The 15,626-nt window shown below is 69.2% G+C and carries 12 protein-coding genes; 8 read left to right on the top strand and 4 right to left on the bottom strand.

Annotation, left to right across the window (positions count from 1 at the left end; translation table 11 throughout):
- Positions 1-5: 5 nt before the first annotated feature.
- The 6 genes from BM290_RS37765 (at position 6) to pknB (ending at position 8,004) form a co-directional block, all read left to right on the top strand.
- Positions 6-488 carry an FHA domain-containing protein FhaB/FipA gene (locus BM290_RS37765; protein WP_093620755.1) on the top strand — a complete coding sequence of 161 codons (483 nt, stop codon included), beginning with the start codon at positions 6-8 and terminating at the stop codon, positions 486-488.
- Positions 485-1,843: a PP2C family protein-serine/threonine phosphatase gene (locus BM290_RS37760; protein WP_093620754.1), complete on the top strand. Its 1,359-nt coding sequence runs from the start codon at positions 485-487 to the stop codon at positions 1,841-1,843. Before BM290_RS37765 ends, BM290_RS37760 begins: the two co-directional genes overlap by 4 nt.
- A gap of 75 nt (positions 1,844-1,918) precedes the next feature.
- The gene (locus BM290_RS37755; protein ID WP_177320063.1) at positions 1,919-3,373 is read left to right on the top strand and encodes an FtsW/RodA/SpoVE family cell cycle protein; all 1,455 of its coding nucleotides are present in this window, start codon (positions 1,919-1,921) and stop codon (positions 3,371-3,373) included.
- Positions 3,370-4,875, top strand: coding sequence for a peptidoglycan D,D-transpeptidase FtsI family protein (locus BM290_RS37750; RefSeq protein WP_093620752.1), 1,506 nt, complete (start codon positions 3,370-3,372; stop codon positions 4,873-4,875). The genes BM290_RS37755 and BM290_RS37750 overlap by 4 nt, the downstream gene beginning before the upstream one ends.
- 1 nt (position 4,876) lies before the next feature.
- Positions 4,877-6,238 (top strand): serine/threonine-protein kinase, encoded by a 1,362-nt coding sequence (locus BM290_RS37745; RefSeq protein ID WP_093620751.1) that lies wholly within the window; start codon positions 4,877-4,879, stop codon positions 6,236-6,238.
- Positions 6,235-8,004: a Stk1 family PASTA domain-containing Ser/Thr kinase gene (pknB, locus tag BM290_RS37740; protein ID WP_093620750.1), complete on the top strand. Its 1,770-nt coding sequence runs from the start codon at positions 6,235-6,237 to the stop codon at positions 8,002-8,004. Before BM290_RS37745 ends, pknB begins: the two co-directional genes overlap by 4 nt.
- Before the next feature lie 66 nt (positions 8,005-8,070).
- On the opposite strand, the gene BM290_RS37735 is transcribed toward pknB, so the two are convergent.
- From BM290_RS37735 to BM290_RS37720, 4 genes are read right to left on the bottom strand one after another with little or no spacing between them, the layout of a single operon-like run.
- Complete coding sequence (locus BM290_RS37735; protein ID WP_093620749.1) at positions 8,071-8,721, bottom strand: aminodeoxychorismate/anthranilate synthase component II; 651 nt, start codon at positions 8,719-8,721, stop codon at positions 8,071-8,073.
- 4 nt (positions 8,722-8,725) lie between these two features.
- Entirely contained in the window at positions 8,726-8,986 is a 261-nt protein-coding gene (locus tag BM290_RS37730) for a hypothetical protein (RefSeq protein WP_093620748.1), read from the bottom strand.
- 5 nt (positions 8,987-8,991) lie between these two features.
- Positions 8,992-11,967, bottom strand: coding sequence for a class E sortase (locus BM290_RS50345; protein ID WP_239143891.1), 2,976 nt, complete (start codon positions 11,965-11,967; stop codon positions 8,992-8,994).
- Positions 11,967-12,788, bottom strand: coding sequence for a DUF881 domain-containing protein (locus tag BM290_RS37720; RefSeq protein WP_373871111.1), 822 nt, complete (start codon positions 12,786-12,788; stop codon positions 11,967-11,969). Before BM290_RS37720 ends, BM290_RS50345 begins: the two co-directional genes overlap by 1 nt.
- 174 nt (positions 12,789-12,962) lie before the next feature.
- Here BM290_RS37720 and BM290_RS37715 point away from each other — a divergent pair, with 174 nt between their 5' ends.
- Together BM290_RS37715 and BM290_RS37710 are read left to right on the top strand one after the other, a co-directional pair.
- Positions 12,963-13,226, top strand: coding sequence for a cell division protein CrgA (locus BM290_RS37715; RefSeq protein ID WP_093620746.1), 264 nt, complete (start codon positions 12,963-12,965; stop codon positions 13,224-13,226).
- A 174-nt stretch (positions 13,227-13,400) separates the two neighbouring features.
- Positions 13,401-15,536 (top strand): (Fe-S)-binding protein, encoded by a 2,136-nt coding sequence (locus BM290_RS37710; RefSeq protein WP_093620745.1) that lies wholly within the window; start codon positions 13,401-13,403, stop codon positions 15,534-15,536.
- Positions 15,537-15,626: the final 90 nt, after the last annotated feature.

The raw sequence follows: 15,626 nt of genomic DNA, 5'->3' as shown, positions 1-15,626 counted from the left end.
CGACCTTGCCCGAATTCGTCCTCACCGTCGCCCGGTTCGGATTTCTCATCCTTCTGTGGATCTTCGTGTTCACGGTTGTCGGGGTGATCCGGCGGGATCTCTTCGCGGGCGGCCGGACCAAGAGCATCGTCGCCAGCCCTCGGGGGGTGGGTGGCGCGGTGCTGCAGGGCCGGCCGGCGAAGGTGAAACGCGGTAAGGCAGCGCGGCAACTGGTCGTGACTGCCGGCAACCTGGCCGGCACGAGGATCACTCTCGGTGAGGCCCCGATCACGATCGGGCGAGCCGAGGATTCGACGCTCGTCATCACCGATGACTTCGCGTCGGCTCGGCACGCCCGCCTGGTGCCTCGTGAGGGCCAGTGGTTCGTCGAGGACCTCGGCTCGACCAACGGCACGTACCTTGATCGCGGTAAGGTCTCCGGACCTACTCCAGTCCCCCTTGGCGTTCCGATCCGGATCGGGCGCACTTCCCTCGAGTTACGGCCATGACCCTGACCCTGCGCTATGCCGCTCAGAGCGACCGCGGTCTGATCCGAGACCTGAACCAGGACTCCGTCTACGCCGGGCCGCGACTTCTTGCTGTCGCGGACGGCATGGGCGGCATGGCCGCTGGTGACGTCGCGTCCAACATCGTCATCGCTGCGATGGCCCATCTCGACGACGACGTCCCCGGGGACGCCATGGTCGACGCTCTGCGGCATGCCGTGGGGACAGCCAATCAGCAGCTCCGCGACACCGTCGACGCCAATCCGCAGCTGGAGGGGATGGGGACCACGCTGACCGCGGTCCTCTTCTCCGGCAGCAAGTTCGGGATGGTGCACATCGGCGACTCCCGGGCCTACCTGCTGCGCAAGGGCGAGTTCGCGCAGATCACCAAGGACGACACGTACGTTCAGATGCTGGTCGACGAGGGCCGAGTCAGCCCGGAGGAGGCGAGCAGCCATCCACAGCGCTCGCTGCTCACCCGGGCGCTGGACGGCCGCGACATCGACCCGGAGTATTCGGTTCGCCAGGTCCTCAAGGGCGACCGCTACCTGATCTGCAGCGACGGGCTCTCCGGCGTGGTCAGTGGCGAGACCATCGGGCAGACCATGCGCGAGCTCGCCGATCCGAAGGCGTGTGTCGAGCGGCTGGTGCAGCTGGCGCTGCGCGGCGGCGGGCCGGACAACATCACGGTCATCATCGCCGATGCCACCGACGCCGACATCATGGAGCAGGCGCCGATCGTCGGTGGCGCCGCGTCACTCGACCGGGGTAACACCACTGTCGCGGACAGCTCCACCTCGGCGGCCCGGGCCGCGGCGCTGAAGCCACCGCCCCGACCGGCGCAGCCGGAGCCGACCGGCTACGAGCGTGACGCCGAGCCGACCGGTCACCCGGTGCGGACCGCCGTGATGCTGCTGGCCCTGCTCGGTGTGCTCGGCGGCGGCCTGTGGGTCGGCTGGCGGTACACCCAGGATCAGTACTATGTCGGGGCCACCGAACAGGGTCAGCTCGCCATCTTCCAGGGCGTGCCGGGCCAGATCGCCGGCCTGGACCTGTCGACGGTGAGCGAGACCAGCACGGTTCGGCTCGAAGACCTCACGACGGCCGCCCAGGAGCGGGTCGAGGAGGGCATCCACGCCAAGAACCAGGCTGCCGCCCGGACCACTCTGGCCGACCTGACCAGCGAGGATCCGTCAAACCCGAACCTCAAGCCGATCTGCACCGCTGCCGGCACGGCGCCCTCGACCGCGGCTTCGTCGAGTCCCGCGCCCAAACCGAGCGGGTCCGCCTCCGCTCCGGCTGCTTCCGAAAGTGCTCCGCCGACGGTCGATCCGGTCGGGTGCCGGACCGTCGACTGAGCACGGCCTACAGTCTGGGGAAGATTCTTGACCGCGTCCGCCGTACCGGCTCCACCGCCCGCTTCCACGGGCGAGATGTCGCGTATCCGGGGATTGAAGACACGCCGCAACGCCGAGCTCGGTCTGCTGGTGTTCGCCATGCTGCTGGTCGCCGCGTTCGGGGCGACGGTGGAGGCCAACCAGTTCGACGAGATCCGGGCGAATTTCTGGGTGCCGGCCGGCCTGATCGGCATCCTGTTCTTCGGCCTGCACATGGTGGTGCGGTTCACCGCGCCGTTCGCCGACCCGGTGCTGCTGCCGGCGGTGGCGCTGATCAACGGCATCGGCGTGGCGTTCCTGCGCCGTCTCGACCTCGAGAACGCGATCGCCAACAAGCTGGCCATCCCGGGATTCTTCGCCGAGACCAGTGGCCGTCAGCTGGCCTGGACGCTGCTGTCGCTGATCCTGGCGGCGGTGCTGCTCCTGCTGCTGCGCGACCACCGGGTGGTGTCGCGGTACGCGTACACCCTGGGCCTCGTCGGCATCGTGCTGATGATGATCCCGGCGGTCCTGCCCGCCAGCCTCTCCGAGGTGAACGGCGCGAAGCTGTGGATCCGCCTCGGTCCGGTCACGATCCAGCCCGGTGAGTTCGCCAAGCTGGCCCTGGTGTCGTTCTTCGCCTACTACCTGGTCCGCAAGCGCGAGGTTCTGTCGCTGGCCAGCCACCGGGTTCTCGGCGTCGACTTCCCGCGCGGCCGCGACCTCGGCCCGGTTCTGACGGTGTGGCTGTTCAGCCTCCTGGTGCTGGTCTTCGAGAAGGACCTCGGCACCGCGCTGCTCTACTTCGGCCTCTTCGTCGTCACCCTCTACGTCGCGACCGAGCGGTCCAGCTGGCTGATCATCGGCCTGGTCCTGTTCTTCGGCGGCGTCTACGTCGCGTATCTGCTCGGCGAAACGGTGGGCGGTCCGTTCGCGAACTTCTACGACCGGGCCGAGATCTGGCTCGACCCGTTCGCCGCGAAGAACTACGAGCGGGAGAGCGGGAACAGCTACCAGCTGGTCCAGGGCCTGCTGGGTCTGGGCACCGGCGGCCTGTTCGGCACCGGCCCGGGGGCTGGATCGCCGTTCAAGGTGCCCGAGGTCCGCACCGACTTCATCTTCGCCGGCCTGGGTGAGGAGATCGGCCTGTTCGGCCTGGCCGCCCTGCTGATCATCTACCTGTTGATCGTGGAGCGCGGCCTGCACGCGGCCCTGGCGGTGCGTGACTCGTTCGGCAAGCTGGTCGCCGGCGGTCTGGCCTTCACCCTCGGCCTCCAGGTCTTCGTGATCCTCGGCGGCATCACCGGCCTGATCCCGCTGACCGGCCAGACCACACCGTTCCTCTCCGCCGGTGGCTCCTCGCTGATGGCGAACTGGTTGCTGATCGCCATGCTGCTACGGATCTCCGACGCGGCACGCCGGCCCGCGAACACCCCGGCGGAACGAGCCAGCGGACCGAAGAAGGCCCCCACCCAGCTGCACGGCGCCATGACGGAGGTGATCAAGCCGTGAACGCCCCTCTCCGACGTGCCGGTGTCGTCATCCTCGTCCTGTTCGCGCTGATCTTCGGCAAACTGAACTGGGTTCAGGCGTACAAGGCCGACGAGTACCGCAACGACGCCCGCAACAAGCGAGTCCAGATCGCCGAGTACGAACGGCCCCGTGGCGTGATCCAGGCGGCCGGCGGCGAGACCGTCGCCCAGAACACCGAGACCGAGGGCGAGCTCAAGTACCAGCGGATCTACCCGAAGAAGGAGATCTACGCGCCGGTGCTCGGCTACAAGCCGGTCAATCTGAGCGCGGTCGGGGTCGAGCAGTTCGAGAACGACATCCTCTCCGGCTCCAGTGACAAACTCTTCGCCGACCGGCTCAGCGACATGTTCACCGGTGACAAGACCGGTGGCGGCAACATCGTGCTGTCGCTGATCCCGCGTGCGCAGGAGGTCGCCTGGAAGCAGATGACCAACAACCAGCGCGGCGTGACCAAGGGCGCGGCGGTCGCGATCGACCCCAACACGGGCGCGATCCAGGCGATGGTCTCGATGCCCAGCTACAACCCGAACCCGCTGGCCAGCCACGACGACAAGGTCGCGTTCGAGGCGTACAAGAAGCTCGACGCCGACAAGGACCAGCCGTTGCTGAACCGGGCCGTGGCGAACACCCTGCCACCCGGCTCGACCTTCAAGGTGCTGATCTCGGCGGCGGCCCTGGAGAACGGCTACAACGTCGACAGCGAGATCCCGGCGGGCGGCGTCTACCAGGAGGGTGGCGCGACGATCAAGAACGCCGAGGACGAGATCTGCCCTGACAGCGAGGTCACTCTCAAGACCGCGCTGACCCAGAGCTGTAACACCGGCTACGCGAAGCTCGGCGTGAAGCTCGGCCGCGATGTGGTGATCGACACAGCGAAGAAGTGGGGCTTCGAGGACGAGGCGCTGCACGTGGGCGACCTCGAGGCGGCCGACAAGGGCCTGCCGGTGGCGGCCAGCCGGACCGGCCCCATCGCCAACGAGGACGGCACCGTCGACAAGTCCGCGCTCGCCCAGTCGTCGATCGGTCAGCGGGACGTCCGGATGACCCCGCTGCAGGGTGCGCTGATCGCCGCGACGGTCGCCAACAACGGTACGCAAATGCGGCCCTACCTGGTGCAACAGCAGCTCGACGCGGACCGGCGGACGATCTACACCGCCAACCCGAAACCGCTTCGCCAGCCGACCAGCTCCGGCGTAGCCGAAGGCCTCAAAGAGATGATGATCAGTGTCGTCGAGAACGGCACCGGCAAGAGCGCTCAGATCAGTGGCTTCACCGTCGGCGGCAAGACCGGTACCGCGGACACGTCCGAAGGCGCGAATCCGCACGGGTGGTTCATCGGCTTCGCGTACGACGAGGACGGTAAGGCGGTGTCCGCGGTGTGCGTCATGCTGGAGAACGTGCCCGGTGGCCATGCCAGCGGCGAGGCAGCCCGGATCGCCGGGCTCATCATGAAGGCCGCGGCGGGCCGGGGAGGGGACTGACATGATCCGGCCCGGGGTCATGCTCGGTGGGCGATACCGCTTGGAGGAGCGGATCGCCGGCGGTGGCATGGGCGATGTCTGGCGCGGCACGGACGACGTGCTGGGCCGGACCGTCGCGGTCAAGATCCTGCTGCCCGCGCTGCTCGACGAGCCGGGCTTCGCCGAACGGTTCCGTGGCGAGGCGCGGACCATGGCGACCATCAACCATCCCGGCGTCGTGGACGTCTACGACTACGGCAGTGACCAGCAGATCGCCTTCCTGGTCATGGAGTATGTCGAGGGCGACGCACTCTCCCGGACCCTGAGCCGGGTCGGCCGCCTGACGCCGGCGCGGACCATGGCGCTCGTCGCGCAGGCCGCCGACGCGTTGCAGGCGGCGCACGGCAACGGCATCGTTCACCGAGACGTCAAACCAGGCAATCTTCTGGTACGGCCGAACGGCACCCTGGTCCTCACCGACTTCGGTATCGCCCGTTCCGCCCTGGTCGGACAGCTGACGGTGGCCGGCGCGGTGCTCGGCACGGCGTCGTACATCTCTCCCGAGCAGGCCGCCGGTGACGTCGCGACCGCAGCGTCCGATGTGTATGCGCTCGGCGTCGTGGCGTACCAGTGCCTCTCCGGTCATCGCCCGTTCGACGGGGCCACCCCCATCGAGATCGCGATGAAGCACGTGCGGGAGACGCCGCGCCCGCTTCCGGCCGACATACCGCCCGCGGTCCGCGCCATCGTGGAACGAGCCATGGCCAAGGACCCGGCCGCCCGCTGGCCGAGCGCCTCGGCGATGGCCGCGGTGGCCCGGCAGGCGGCGTCGTCGCTGACGACCGCGCAGCAGCCGGTCGCCCCGCAGTCCGCTCCGCCGGTGCACAACTCGCATCCGACGAGCGCGCCGCCGAACCGTCCGCAGTCGGGTGGGCCCACGTCGGGCGCCGCACGTGCGGCGGTGCCACGGCCGGTGTCCGGTGCTCGGGGCGCGGCATCCGTGCCGTCGGCTCCGCCGGTCTCCCAGCCGATGTCGCCGGCGCCTCCGCCGTACCGGCCGCAGTCGGCGCCGCCGGCGAACGCGTACCATCCACAGCCGTCAGCCGCGAAGCCGGAGAGCTCCTTCGGTCGTCAGGTGCTGGTGGTCCTCGCCGTGGTGCTGGCTCTGCTGGTGCTGCTCTGCGCCGGGGTCATCTCTTTCCTGTTACGACATGGCAACGGCATCGCCGCCCCAAGCAGCACGCTGGGTCATCACAGCAGCTCTGGGGCTATCCTCCGCTCGGGCGTGGTCGTCGACCCTGTGTCGGTGGCGTCGTACCGTCTTAGAAAGGCCGATACCCAGCTCGGCTGGATCCGACCGAACGAAGGACGACAGACGTTATGACGGCGCAGGCCCGCCTGCTCGGTGGCCGGTATCAGGTCGGTGAGCTGCTCGGATACGGCGGCATGGCCGAGGTGCACCGGGGGCGTGACCTACGCCTCGGGCGCGACGTCGCCATCAAGATGCTCCGGACAGACCTGGCCCGCGACGCCACGTTCCAGGAGCGGTTCCGTCGTGAGGCACAGAACTCGGCCGCCTTGAACCACCCGGCGATCGTCGCCGTCTACGACACCGGCGAGGAGATCTCGGCGACCGGCGAGAAGCTGCCGTTCATCGTGATGGAGTTCGTCAACGGGCGGACCCTGAAGGAGGTGCTCGCTCAGGAGCAGCGGCTGCAGCCACGCCGCGCCCTGGAGATCATCGCCGACATCTGCGCCGCACTGGAGTTCAGCCACCGGCACGGGATCATCCACCGGGACATCAAACCCGGCAACGTGATGATCACGCAGAACGGCCAGGTCAAGGTGATGGACTTCGGCATCGCCCGGGCCCTCGCCAGCGGCGCCACCACCATGACGCAGACCAGCGCGGTCATCGGCACCGCGCAGTATCTCTCCCCCGAGCAGGCGCGCGGCGAGTCCGTCGACGCCCGCTCGGATGTCTATGCGGCAGGTTGTGTCCTCTTCGAACTCGTCATCGGGCACCCGCCGTTCGTCGGCGACAGCCCGGTCAGCGTCGCCTACCAGCACGTCCGCGAGGAGCCGCGGGTTCCCAGCTCGGTCAACCGCGAGATCCCGCCGGACATCGACGCGATCGTGCTGAAGGCCCTGGCCAAGAACCCGCTGAACCGCTACCAGAGCGCCCAGGAGATGCGCGCCGACGCGCTGCGTGCCGTCTCCGGCCGCCCGGTGATGGCGACCCCGGTGATGAGCCAGGCGGAGACCGTGGCGATGCAGGGCGGCCCGCGCCAGTGGCCGCCGCAGGGCGCCACCACCATCCAGCGGCCGATCCCGGCGTCGATGGGCGCTCCGCAAAAGCCGGAGAGCCGGTCGTCGTGGGTGATGGCGGTGGTCGCCGGTCTCGCGGTCCTGGTCGTGGTCGTTCTCGGCGTCGCCCTGGCGATGTCGAAGTCCAACAACAACGACAACAACAAGACCAACACGCCCGAGACCGCCGTCATGCCGGACCTCAAAGGGTTGAAACCCGCCGAGGCCGAGGCCGAACTCACCCGGGTGGGTCTGACCCAATTCACCGCCCAGGCCCCGGAGACCAAGAACGACTGCGACGGCACGGTCGTCGGTCAGGACCCGGGAAAGGGCGCGACGGTCGAGAAGACCGCGAAGGTCAGCTACAAGGTCTGCAACGCGCCCGACCCGGTGGAGGTGCCGAAGGATCTGATCGGTGGCACCGCCAATGCCGCCGAGGCGCGACTGACCAGTCTCGGTCTCCGGGCCGACATCCAGTCGGTGAACAGCTCCGCCGAGAAGGACCGCGTACTCGACGTCGAGAAGGCTGGATCCGAGGTCGACCCGGGCACCACGATCACCGTCAAGGTCTCCAACAACGCGCTGGTGAAGGTGCCGGACGTGGAGAACAAGCCGTTCGAGGGCGCACAGGCGCTCCTCGAGGCCCAGGATCTGATCGCCGAGCCGAGTTTCGTGCAGGCCGACGGCGTCCCCGGCACCGTGATCAGCCAGGACATCAAGCCCAACAAGGAAGTCAAACGGAACACGAAGGTCAAGCTCACCGTGATCGGCGAGCCCGACCCCAATCCGGACCCGAGTTCGTCGAGCGGCACCGGCGAGGGCGGCGGCGAGGAACAGCCCTGACCGACTGATACGACGAAGGCCGGTGACCCGTGAGGGACACCGGCCTTTCTCGTACGGTCGCGGCGGTTACGCGGTGGCGAAGGCGGCCCGGCGACGGCTCTCCACCTCGGCGGCCAGCGGCGGCGCCTTCTCCAGCGCCGACGGCAGACCACACGAGGCGAGCCAGTTCGCCAGCATGGTGTGACCGCCTTCGGTCAGCACCGACTCGGGGTGGAACTGCACGCCCTCGATCGGCAGCTCACGGTGCCGCATCGCCATGACGACACCCGAGTCGGTCGTCCCGGTCACCTCGATCTCGGCCGGCAGCGTCTCCGGCAGCACGGCCAGCGAGTGGTAGCGGGTCGCGGTGAACGGATCCGGCAGACCGGCCAGCACGCCGGCGCCCTTGTGGTGCACCTCGGACGTCTTGCCGTGCAGCAGCTCCGGAGCACGGGCCACGGTCGCCCCGAACGCGGCGCCGATCGCCTGGTGGCCGAGGCACACGCCGAACATCGGGATCGTCCCGGCGTACTCCTTGATCACATCCATCATGATCCCGGCGCGGGTCGGCTCGCCCGGGCCCGGCGAGAGCAGGATGCCGGCCGCACCGAACCCGGCCACGTCGGCGACCGAGATCTCGTCGTTGCGGCGCACCTCGCACTCGGCGCCCAGCTGACCCAGGTACTGCACCAGGTTGAACACGAACGAGTCGTAGTTGTCGATCACCAGAATGCGCACGTCATCACCTGCTGGGGCTCGGATGGGGCTGGTTGGAGGTGGTGTCGTAGGGAACCTCGTCGGGACCCTCGTCGCCTGGAATGGTGGCACCGGAGTCCTCCCCGGTGCCGGCCTCGACCTGCACGTCGTCGAACGGCAGGAACGGGGTGGCCCACGGAAAGACCACATACCAGAGCAGGGTCCCGATCGTCGCTATCAGCACGAGCGAGAAGGACAGCTTGCTCCAGACGCCGCCCGGCAGCTTGCGCCAGATCCACGCGTACATCGCCGTCAGGGGGCTTTCATCTCGGCCGGCATGCCGGCGTCGGGCAGGGCCTGATCCCGGGGGACCGTCTTGACCAGCTCGGCGTGGATGATCAGGCGCTCGTAGTTGTTGAATTTCGGGTTGCAGGTGGTGAGCGTGAGCAGCGCCTGGGTCGGTTTGGCCTTGGGCTTGCCCGGCACCGGGGCGACCACCTCGACCTGGTTCGGCTTCACGACCTCCTGCTGGTAGACGTGGTAGACGTACCAGCTCTCCCGCGTCTCTACACCGATGACGTCGCCGTCCTGCAACTCGTCGAGCCGCCAGAAGATCTTCCGGACCCGGTGACCGGCGACCGAGAAGTTGCCGACCTGGCCGGGCTTCGCGGTGTCCGGGTAGTGGCCCGGCGCGTACCGGATGTCGTCGGGCTGGACGCCGTCGACGACCACCCACTTCTTGTCCAGCTTCGGGATGTAGAGCCGGCCCACCAGATCGGCGCCGGGCGCCTTCGGGGCCTTCACGGCCGAGCTCGCGGTCGGGGCCACCGTCGGGTCGGCCCACGCCTGATCCAGCTCCGAGCCGAGAGTGTCCTGCTCGGCATCGACCGCAGCCGAGTTGCCGAAGACCTGATAACCGGCGAAGAGCAGCACCACGAGACCGAAAGTGATCATCAGCTCGCCGGACGTGCGGATGCCGGTGCGGATCCGGGAACCCACGGTCGGGCGGGTCAGCTCGGAGTAGACGCTCTTGTAGCCCTCGTCGGTCTGTTCGGGGCGCAGCTTGACCACGCGCTCACCGCGTTTCGCCTTCGTGTCCTCGGCCGGTTCAGCCTCGGTCTCCTCGGGAACGCCGCCGGAGTGCGCCGCGGCGGGTGACACCGACGCGGCTCCCAGAGCGGCGTCCGGACCGGCCGCATCACGCGCGGCCTGCGCTGCGGCGCCGGGCGGAGGAACTGCGGGCGCGGCCGGGCGGGCGGGAGTCACCGCTGGCAGAATCCCGGTCGGAGCATCGATGGTACGGATGACAGCGGTCACGCTCGGATCCCGCGTGGGCCCGGCCGTCCACGCCGGAGCCGACTCACCCTGCCGATCGCCGCCCTGCCAGTCACCACCCTGCCAGTCGCCGGGCAGCCTTTCGCCGGCGTGCCGGTCGGCACCCTGCCAGTCGCCGGGCAGCCGGTCACCGGCCTGCTTTTCGCCGGCGTGCCGGTCGCCACCCTGCCGGTCGCCACCCTGCCGGTCGTCGGCCTGCCTGTCACCGGCCTGCCTGTCGCCGGGCAGCCAATCGGCCGGGGCAGTTGGAGTGCCGGCCTGCTCCGGGGGAGGCCAGCCGGTGCCGGATCCATAATCGGTCCGAGACCAGCCTTGCTGCGCGCGGCCCTGCTGATCGGCAGTGGGCGCCCACGCCGTCGTCGCGCCGTCGTAGGAGCCCGCCGTGTTGAGCGCCTGAGGGTGCGAACCCGCGGGCGCTGCCAGCGGATCCGTCGCCACGGACGGTGCCGGGGCGGTCTGATTCCGGGGCGGCGCGGGAACCGGCATGCTCAACGCGCCGTGCGCGGCAGACGGTGCAGGCATATTCAACGTGCCCTGCGCGGCGGACGATGCAGGCATGCTGAATGTGCCATGCGCGGCGGATGGTGCGGGCATGTTCAAGGTGCCGTGCGCGGCAGACGGGGCGGGCATGTTCAATGTGCCCTGCGCGGCGGATGGTGCGGGCATGTTCAACGCGCCGTGCGCGGCCGACGGTGCGGGCATGCTCAATGCGCCGTGCGCCGGGGGCTGGGCGGGATGACCGTTTCCGGCACCCGGCACGGTGGTCGAAACCGAGGAGCCATGGGCAACCGCGGAGGTCGCCACCGGAAGCGCCTGCGTGGCCGCTGCGACAGCCGAACCGTGACCGCCGGCCGAGCCCGGTGCGCCGGGGAATCCGTGCCCGCCGGCCGAAGCCGGTGAGCCGGTGGCAGCGGTCGGGGCAGGGAAGCCATTGGTGCCGGCCGAGCCGGGGAACCCGTGAGCGCCGGTCGAGGCCGGAAAGCCGGACGCTGACGCCTGGGAGCCGGTCGCTCCGGCCGGGGCGGGGAAGCCGTTGGCATAGGCGGGGGTGCTGGTGTCGTGCATCGCGGCCGACGGCGCAGGACTGGACGCTGCCGCCGGGCCGGGGAATCCGTGGCTGCCGGCCGAGCCCGGGGAGCCGGTAGCAGCGGTCGGCGTCGAAAGTCCGTGACCGCCAGCCGAGGCCGGGGCGGGGAAGCCGTTGGCGGCGGCCGGGGCGGGAGAGCCGTTGGCGGCGGCCGGGGCGGGAGAGCCGTTGGCAGCGGCCGGAGCAGGGAAGCCGCCAGCCGAGGCCGGGGCAGGGAAGCCGTTGGCGGCGGCAGGGGCGGGGAAGCCGTTGGCGGCGGCCGGGGTGGTGGGGACGTGCGCGCCGGCCGGGGTGGGAGACCCCGGCGTGCTGGCCGGAGCCGGGAAACCCGGCGCGGAAGCAGCGGCGCCCGGGGCGACCGGCTGGGTCGGGGCGCCCGATCGCAGGGTCGCGGCGGCGAGCGAGGTGTCGATCCTGGCGGTCGGGGTCGCGTTCCATGACGGCTGCGCGGGCGGCGACACCGGCTCCGAGTGCGGCGCGGCGCGGCGTGGCGTGTATCCACCCGCCTGCGCCCCGTTGAGCGGCTCGCTGACCGGCCCGGACGGCCCGACCGGGGTCACGGTGGGCGAAACAGCGCCACGGCTGCCCAGATCGTCCCTGAGGGCCGCTGATCCGGCGGCCTCCTCGGCAGCCCGTCGCCGGGCCGCCGCGGCCGCGGCGCTGATCTCGTCGTGGGCGGGCGGCGAGGCCGGCGGGTGGGGGTCGACGTTGGTGCCGGGGCCGGCGGGGGACGTGAGCGGCCCGCCGGGGACGCCGTCGGGTGCGGTGTCGGTGATCCGCGGGATGTACGCGGTCTGGGCGTCGCCGTCGGGCGCGCGGTGCCGGCCCGAGCCGGACGGGTTCGCGGGGTACTCCGGGGGAACCATCACCGGGCAGCCTGCGCCGATCGGAGGTCGGTCGATCCGTCGTACGCCTGCACTGTCACGTTCTTCTCCACCTTTTCCGTGTAACCGAGCCCGAAGTCGGTGACGGCCTCCCGGAACTGCCTGACTCCCTCTGACGAGTCCAACGCGCGATCAAGCGCTGTGGGTTCGCCGATCGCGGTGATCTTGAAAGGCGGTGAGAAGAACTGGCCGTGAAGGAGCAGCGTGTTGCCGACACAGCGTACCGCGCTCGTGGAGATCACACGGATATCCATGATTGTCATGGCTTCCGCGCCACCTGCCCACAACGCGTTCACCACGGCCTGCACGTCACCCTGGTGGACGACGAGATCGTCGTTGTCCGGGGCGTTGTCGCCGAAGTCGCTGCCGCGGCGGGGGGAGTCGTTGAGGGTCACCGTCATGCCGGGGCCCTGCAGATCGGAGAATCCGGCCGACTGGCGTAACACGTTGGCCTGGTCCTGGGCGGGTGGATCGAGCGCGGCCAGCCGGCTGGTCTGCTGGTCGACCTGGGCACGCAGGTCGGCGGCCTTCTTCTCGTTGGTGGCCAGCCGGTCCCGCTTCTCGGCGATCAGTTGAGTCAAACGCGGCCGGCGGTCGTCGCGCAGTGCCGTACCGTCAGCGGTGGTCGCCGACGTCGTGAAGAGCAGACCCGCCGCCAGCGCGATCAGCGGCACCCCCGCGGACCAGATCGATCTGCGGCGGTCACGCCGTGGCCGGAGGCCGCGTGCGACGCGCCGGAGCACGAGCCGCCAGGAGGCCCCACCGGCGTCGTTCTGAACGCCGCCAACCCCTCGAAAAGCCACCCAGCCCCCTCAAGAACAGACGCTCGGGGTATTTTCTCGCCCCGGCGGGTGCCTGTCTGCGTACCGCCTTGACTACGCTAGCGGTCGAACAGTATTCGCCACGGGCAGCATTCGGGAGTTCCGGAGCCGCTCAGCGGTGGGTTGTTCACCACTTGTTGCCCTCAGGAGATCGCCGTGCCCAAGTCAGTGGTTCGCAAGAAGAAGGTCTACACCCCGCCGTCGGACATCAACCCGGCGGTGAAGGGTGCGTCCAACAAGCCGAGTCCGGTCTGGGTGCCCGTCAGCGCGGTGGCCCTGATCGTCGTCGGCATCGCCTGGCTCGTCGTCTACTACCTGTCGTCACAGCAGTGGCCGGTCGCGAGCTGGGAGTACTGGAATCTGGCGGTCGGCTTCGGCTGCATGGTGGCGTCGCTGGGCCTGCTCTCTCGCTGGCGTTGAAACGCTGTTTCCCTTTCCGCCGCAGATACGTGAAAATCTCCGAAAGTTAGCGCACCCCTGCTCGTCCTGGGGTGCGCTTTCGGCGTGGGGCGCTTCCTCTTGACCGGTTGTCGCGCACCCTCTATTACTCGTGGGTAACATGGGCTGGCGCACCGCCGACCGAGGAGGCACCACATGGGCATCGCGCAGATAGTCGCCACCGTCTTGGCCGGGGCAATCACGGCGGTGGCCGTCTACCTGGCGGTCCGCGCCGTCATGACCATCACCGCGGTGATCCGGCAGGGTCAGCCCGATCCGGCCCGGTTCGCCGAGCCGGCGACGCGGACGAAAACCATGCTGGCGGAGACCGTCGGTCACACCAGGATGCTGAAGTGGTCCGCGATCGGTGCGGCGCACTGGTTCGTGATGTTCTCGTTCATCATCCTGTCGCTGCTGGTGCTGGAGGCCTACTTCGAGGTCGTGGCTCCGGCGATGGGCCTGCCGGTCATCGGCCACTGGACGATCTTCGGGCTGGTCACCGAGTGGTTCGGGATCCTGGGCACGATCGGCATCCTCTACCTGATCTTCGTGCGGCAGCGGAACAAGCCGGGCGTGGTCAAGAGGAGCCGGTTCCTGGGCTCGACCATGTGGCAGGCGTATTTCGTCGAGGCCGTCATCGTCGGGGTGCTGATCTTCGGCTTCCTGATCCGGGGCTTCAAGGTCGCCACCGACCACTTCGAGTACCCGCTGTGGGCCACCCCGGTGAGCCACGCGGTCGGCTCGATCCTCCCCGCCTGGGAGGACGGCGCCACCTGGATGGCGCTCATCAAGATCTGCATCTCGATGACCTGGCTGATCACCATCTCGCTGAACCCGACGATGGGTGTGGCCTGGCACCGATTCCTGGCGTTCTTCAACATCTACTTCAAGCGCAGCCCGGAGAAGCCGGCCGGCTCGGGTCTCGGCGCGCTGAAGCCGATGATGAGCGACGGCAAGCCCCTCGACTTCGAGGAGGCCGACCCGGAGAAGGACCTCTTCGGTGTCAACCAGATCGAGCAGTTCACCTGGAAGGGCCTGCTCGACTTCTCCACCTGCACCGAGTGCGGCCGCTGCCAGTCGCAGTGCCCGGCGTGGAACACTGCCAAGCCGCTGTCACCCAAACTCCTCGTGCTGTCGTTGCGCGATCACGCGTACGCCAAAGCCCCTTATCTCCTCGCCGGAGGCGGGAAAGATCTGATGGGCGAGGAGAAGGCCACCGAGGCCCAGCTCGCGCACATGGACGTCCTCGCCCTCGCCGAGGGCAACCGCCCGCTGATCGGCACCGCCGAGGACCAGGGCGTCATCGACCCGGACGTGCTCTGGTCCTGCACCACCTGCGGCGCGTGCGTCGAGCAGTGCCCGGTCGACATCGAGCACATCGACCACATCGTCGACATGCGCCGTTACCAGGTGCTGATCGAGTCGAGCTTCCCCTCCGAGGCCGGCGTGATGCTGCGCAACCTGGAGAACAAGGGCAACCCGTGGGGCGCCCCGCAGAACACCCGCGAGGACTGGACCAAGGGTCTCGACTTCGAGGTGCCGCGAGTCGGCGAGGTCGAGGACTTCGAATATCTGTTCTGGGTCGGGTGTGCCGGCGCGTTCGAGGACCGGGCGAAGAAGACCACCCGCGCGGTGGCCACACTGCTGCACGAGGCCGGCGTCAACTACGCGATCCTCGGCGAGGGCGAGACCTGCTCCGGCGACCCGGCCCGGCGGATCGGCAACGAGTTCATCTTCCAGATGCTCGCTCAGCAGAACGTCGAGACGCTGCAGGAGGCCAACGTCAAGAAGATCGTGGCCACCTGCCCGCACTGCTTCAACACCCTGGGCAACGAGTACGAGCAGCTCGGCCTCAAGGTCGAGGTGGTGCACCACACCCAGCTCCTGGCCCACCTGGTCAAGCAGGGCAAACTCACCCCGGTCCAGCCGATCGACGGTGACGTGACCTACCACGACCCCTGCTACCTGGGCCGGCACAACCGGGTCTTCGACGCGCCCCGGGAGGTGCTCGGTGAGGCCGCCAACCTGATCGAGATGCCGCGTAACCAGGAGCGTTCCTTCTGCTGCGGCGCCGGCGGCGCCCGCATGTGGATGGAGGAGCGGATCGGCAAGCGGATCAACGTGGAGCGGACCGAGGAGGCCCTGGCCACCGGCGCCAAGACGATCGCGGTCGGCTGCCCGTTCTGCTACACCATGATCGGCGACGGGGTCACCGGCAAGGGCAAGCAGGAAGAGGTCGAAGTGGTCGACGTGGCCACCGTCCTGCTCCGCTCGCTGAAACAGGAAGCCTGATCGTTCTCTCGTCCGTGGCCGGCAGCTCAGCTGCCGGCCACACCTGTTTACGCCGGACCGGTGACAGCACGGTTGGTGGCGAATGGCCCC

Source organism: Actinoplanes philippinensis, from assembly GCF_900113015.1.
In the GTDB taxonomy this organism is placed as follows: Bacteria; Actinomycetota; Actinomycetes; order Mycobacteriales; family Micromonosporaceae; genus Actinoplanes; species Actinoplanes philippinensis.
This window is presented reverse-complemented; position numbering and strand designations above follow the sequence as displayed.

Bases quoted from the DNA above. Each gene is read 5' to 3' on its own strand.
- BM290_RS37755 (WP_177320063.1), top strand. From the start codon at position 1,919: ATGTCGCGTATCCGGGGATTGAAGACACGCCGCAACGCCGAGCTCGGT.
- BM290_RS37730 (WP_093620748.1), bottom strand. From the start codon at position 8,986: ATGTACGCGTGGATCTGGCGCAAGCTGCCGGGCGGCGTCTGGAGCAAG.
- BM290_RS50345 (WP_239143891.1), bottom strand. From the start codon at position 11,967: ATGGTTCCCCCGGAGTACCCCGCGAACCCGTCCGGCTCGGGCCGGCAC.
- BM290_RS37745 (WP_093620751.1), top strand. From the start codon at position 4,877: ATGATCCGGCCCGGGGTCATGCTCGGTGGGCGATACCGCTTGGAGGAG.
- BM290_RS37760 (WP_093620754.1), top strand. From the start codon at position 485: ATGACCCTGACCCTGCGCTATGCCGCTCAGAGCGACCGCGGTCTGATC.
- pknB (WP_093620750.1), top strand. From the start codon at position 6,235: ATGACGGCGCAGGCCCGCCTGCTCGGTGGCCGGTATCAGGTCGGTGAG.
- BM290_RS37710 (WP_093620745.1), top strand. From the start codon at position 13,401: ATGGGCATCGCGCAGATAGTCGCCACCGTCTTGGCCGGGGCAATCACG.